Source organism: uncultured Meiothermus sp. (assembly GCF_937863175.1).
Classification (GTDB): Bacteria; Deinococcota; Deinococci; order Deinococcales; family Thermaceae; genus Meiothermus.
In genome coordinates this window covers 1-3,729 of sequence record NZ_CALMCQ010000394.1, presented here as the reverse complement: position 1 = coordinate 3,729, position 3,729 = coordinate 1, and the positions used below count along the sequence as shown (strand labels likewise).

Below are 3,729 nucleotides of genomic sequence, written 5' to 3'. Positions count from 1 at the left end.
GAAAACGCCTTCTGGCTTCTGGATCAGCGCAAGCTGCCCTTCGAAGAGGTCTGGGTTCCCTGCCAGAACGCCCACCAGGCCGCCAGGGGGATTCGGGAGATGGTAGTGCGCGGGGCGCCCGCCATTGGGGTCACGGCAGCCTACGGGATGGTGCTGGCCCATCTGGCGGGCGAGAACCTGGCGCAGGCCGACGAAGCGCTGCGCGAGAGCCGTCCCACAGCGGTAAATCTGTTCTATGCACTGGATCGCATGAGGCCGCACTGGGGCAGCCTGGAAGGCTCGCTACACGAAGCGCGGGCCATCTGGGATGAGGTCGAAGTGACCGAAAAAGCCATCAGCCAGCACGGGGCCAGGGTGCTAAGGGGCCAGGTGATGACCCACTGCAACACCGGGCCGCTGGCGACCGGGGGGTACGGAACCGCGCTGGGAGCCATCATCGAGGCCCACCGCCAGGGCCGGGTGAGCCAGGTCTGGGTGGACGAGACCCGCCCCTACCTGCAAGGCGCCCGCCTCACCGCCTACGAGCTGCAAAAGGCCGGGGTTCCCGCAACGCTAATCTCGGACAATATGGCTGCATACTTCATGAACAAAAGCCAGGTGGACACGGTGATCCTGGGCACTGATCGTATGGCCCTGAACGGCGACTTCGCCAACAAGATCGGTACCTACGGCCTGGCGATTCTGGCTCAGTACCACGGGATTCCTTTCTACCCTGCGCTGCCCCTCACCTCGGTAGACCCCAGACTGGAAAGCGGGGCTGGCATCCCTATCGAGCAGCGCTCGGCCCAGGAAGTAACCGTAATTCGGGGGCAGCCCATCGCACCCGAGGGTTTCCCGGCGGCGCATCCGGGCTTTGACGTGACCCCCCATCACCTGGTTACCGGCATTGTGACCGAGAAAGGCGTGCTCTACCCGCCCTTCGATGAATCGCTGCGGGCCGCGCTGGGAATCGGGTGAAGCATGACCTCACTGAGGGGCTGGTGGGAACAACTCACAGGTACAACTTGTCCGGGTTGCGGCAAACCACTAAGGCAGCCCACGCTCTGCTTTGAATGTCAGGGGGCGCTGGTTCCAAGGCACGTGCCGGGTTTCATCTATCTGGGTACTTACCAGCGTTTCGGCAATCTTTCGCGCGCCATCAAATACCGGGGGCAACGCAGCCTGGCCCTGCTGCTGGGCCAGAAAATGGCTCTCGGGGTACGGCAGGCCGAGTGGGGCCTGGACGGCGTGACCGCCGTGCCGACCCTGCTGCAACGCAAAATAACACGGGGCTACAACCAGGCCGAACTGCTGGCCCAGGCAGCCGCCAGCGAGCTGGGCATCCCGTATAAGAGCGTACTCTCCCGCACAGCCCTGGACAAATCTCAAACCGAGAAAACCCTGCTCCGGCGGTTGCAACTCTCCCACGCCACTTTCCGGCCTGCCAGCCGGGTGAAAGGAATCTGGCTGCTGGTAGACGACGTTGTGACCACCGGGACAACCTTCGAACGCGCTCGAAAAGCCCTGCTCGAGGCCGGGGCGGCCAGAGTCTACGGTGCGGCAATTGCGGTGAAAAGCCCACATGATTTGTCCAGATACTCCCTATAATCAGGAAATGGAACTCCGACCGCTTTTTGGAGTTCTTTGAGGCACGGCACCAGTCCCCACCTCCTTCAGAGCGTGGGGATAAATTGATAAGGGCAGGCTTTTAACCTATGCTTCTCTGCTCTCGTTTCAGCCCCTTCACCCGGCGACGTCCTGGAAACAGCAGATGCCATGAAGGAGGGCTCCGCCTTTTCGATAGCTGGGGTGTCGCCACTCTCTCCCCCAGCGGTAAGAGGGCGGGTGGATAGAAGTTTAGACAGGGGGGATTTATGCTCAAACGACCACGTATTCGAAGGCTCGCCGAACTCCTCCCTTATCTGCGCGAAGGCCGCTACCGTACAGGCCCCCATGTGGCCAAGCACATGCTGCAAGAAGGCTTTATCGAGAACGATGTGGTGCGAGCCGTGGAGTGGGGCCGCGAGATGGCCGTTTACCCCGAAGACCAGCGCATGCTGGTGCTGGGCTACATGGTCTTCCCGCCGCAACTCAGGCTGCCGCTGCATGTGGTGCTCGAGTACCGCGAGGCCCGCTGGGTAGACATCGTGACCGCCTTCATCCCCAAGAAGCCGTACCAGGTGTACTCGAGGGCCAGAATCGCGGCTATCCTGCGCTACAACGGCACCTTCGAGGAGGTGCGCTGGGTGAAGCCCCGGTTTATGACGGCGGAGGACATCCCCCAGTAGCGGTCACGGGTCTCGGGTCGCTCAAAAATCGAAGGTCAAGTACCGAAAAGTCGGGGGAGTGTAGGTGACCAGGTTCAGCGAGCCTCCCCAGGCGGGCTGCCCTCAACTCCGACGAACCCCAGCTAAATCCCCAGAACCTTACGGGCGGACTCGGCATCTTGTGCCAATTGGGCTTTCAGGGCTTCCAGGCTGTCAAATTTTCTCTCACCGCGCAGCCTGGTAAGGAATTCCACGCTGAGCTCCTGGCCGTATAAGTCGCCCGCAAAGCCAAACAGGTGTACCTCGAGGCGCAGGGTTCGGCCCGCGACCGTAGGGCGGTAGCCAACATTGGCCATCCCGCCAAACTTTCCCTGCGAGGTCTGCACCCGCACTACAAACACCCCCATCGGCAGGATTTTGAGGGGGGCTACTTCGATATTGGCGGTGGGAAAACCCAACTGCCGCCCCAGCTTGTCCCCCTCCTGCACAATACCTCGGGCAACATAAGCCCTTCCCAGGAGCAGCCTGGCCCCGTCTACCTCCCCCTCGTGCAGCAGTTCACGGATACGGCTGGACTTGACCGGCCCACCATTCAATTCGAGCAGGGGCAGGATATGGGTGGGAGCCACTGCGTTCAGATCCTCGAGCCCACCAGCCCTCCCCTGTCCAAAGCGGAAGTCTTCCCCCACAAATATATGCTGGGCTTCCAGGGTGCGGAGGTCGCTTAGAAACTCGCCCTTGGTTCGCCTGGAGAAGGCTTCGTTGAAGGGTACAATCAGAGCAATTTCCACCCCCAGGCCGCGCAAGAGCTCGAGTTTCTCCGACAGATCGGTCAGAAAGCCCTCCCGTTTCATAAAAACCTTGCTGGGGGGGTCGAAGGTGTAGACCAGCAGAGGGATATGGCGGCTCCTGGCCTCGCTCTGTGCGCGGCGAATCAGGTGTTGGTGCCCCAGGTGCAGCCCATCAAAGCTGCCAATTGCCACCACCTTGGGGCCAGCAGGTGCGTCGGAAGGGTCGTTCAGCAAAAGCATAGACAGGATTAGCGGGCAAAAGTGAAACCGAGCACTCGGTGAAAGGATTCGGCCTGGGTTCTAATCGGAAACCGTAACCCCGGCCTCCAAAGCCCTCCCACTGAGATAAAACAGAATCCCCGCCATAGCAGAGGCGGATATTTCTACCTTGCCATCCCTGGCCTCGAGCAGAACCTGCCGTGGGTCGTGCCACTCGATGGCGATTTCTTCGTCGGCATCGGGTTCGGCGTGGGCTGCTTGCAGGTTAGTGGCGCGAAATACATGCAGCTTCTCGTCGCAGAAGCCCGGCGATAGGTAGAAGCCGGCCAGGTACTCGAGCTTCCCCGCAAGTTGGGCCTCCTCGGCAAGTTCTCGCCTGGCGGCAACTTCGGGAGTTTCGCCAGGGTCAATCAGGCCCGCTGGAATTTCCAGGGTTTGGGTTCCAATAGCGGGCCGGTACAGATCGGAAGAGC

The 3,729-nt window shown here is 61.2% G+C and carries 5 protein-coding genes; 3 read left to right on the top strand and 2 right to left on the bottom strand.

The annotated features are described in order from the left end of the window. The 3 genes from mtnA to Q0288_RS14765 form a co-directional block, all read left to right on the top strand. Window positions 1–957, top strand: a 957-nt coding sequence (gene mtnA / locus Q0288_RS14775; RefSeq protein WP_299431962.1) for an S-methyl-5-thioribose-1-phosphate isomerase, incomplete at its 5' end; no start/stop codon positions are given. Window positions 958–1,080: 123 nt separating this feature from the next. After that, a complete protein-coding gene (locus Q0288_RS14770; protein ID WP_366914778.1) occupies window positions 1,081–1,587 on the top strand; it encodes a phosphoribosyltransferase family protein in 507 nt (168 codons plus the stop codon). Between the two features lie 266 nt (window positions 1,588–1,853). Beyond that, entirely contained in the window at window positions 1,854–2,267 is a 414-nt protein-coding gene (locus Q0288_RS14765) for a DUF4258 domain-containing protein (RefSeq protein ID WP_299431957.1), read from the top strand. 122 nt (window positions 2,268–2,389) lie between these two features. Here the strand turns inward: Q0288_RS14765 and ribF are convergent, their stop codons facing one another. Further along, complete coding sequence (ribF, locus tag Q0288_RS14760; RefSeq protein WP_299431954.1) at window positions 2,390–3,277, bottom strand: riboflavin biosynthesis protein RibF; 888 nt, start codon at window positions 3,275–3,277, stop codon at window positions 2,390–2,392. A gap of 60 nt (window positions 3,278–3,337) precedes the next feature. Continuing rightward, on the bottom strand, window positions 3,338–3,729 hold a 392-nt coding region (locus tag Q0288_RS14755; RefSeq protein WP_299431951.1), incomplete at its 5' end, for an NUDIX hydrolase.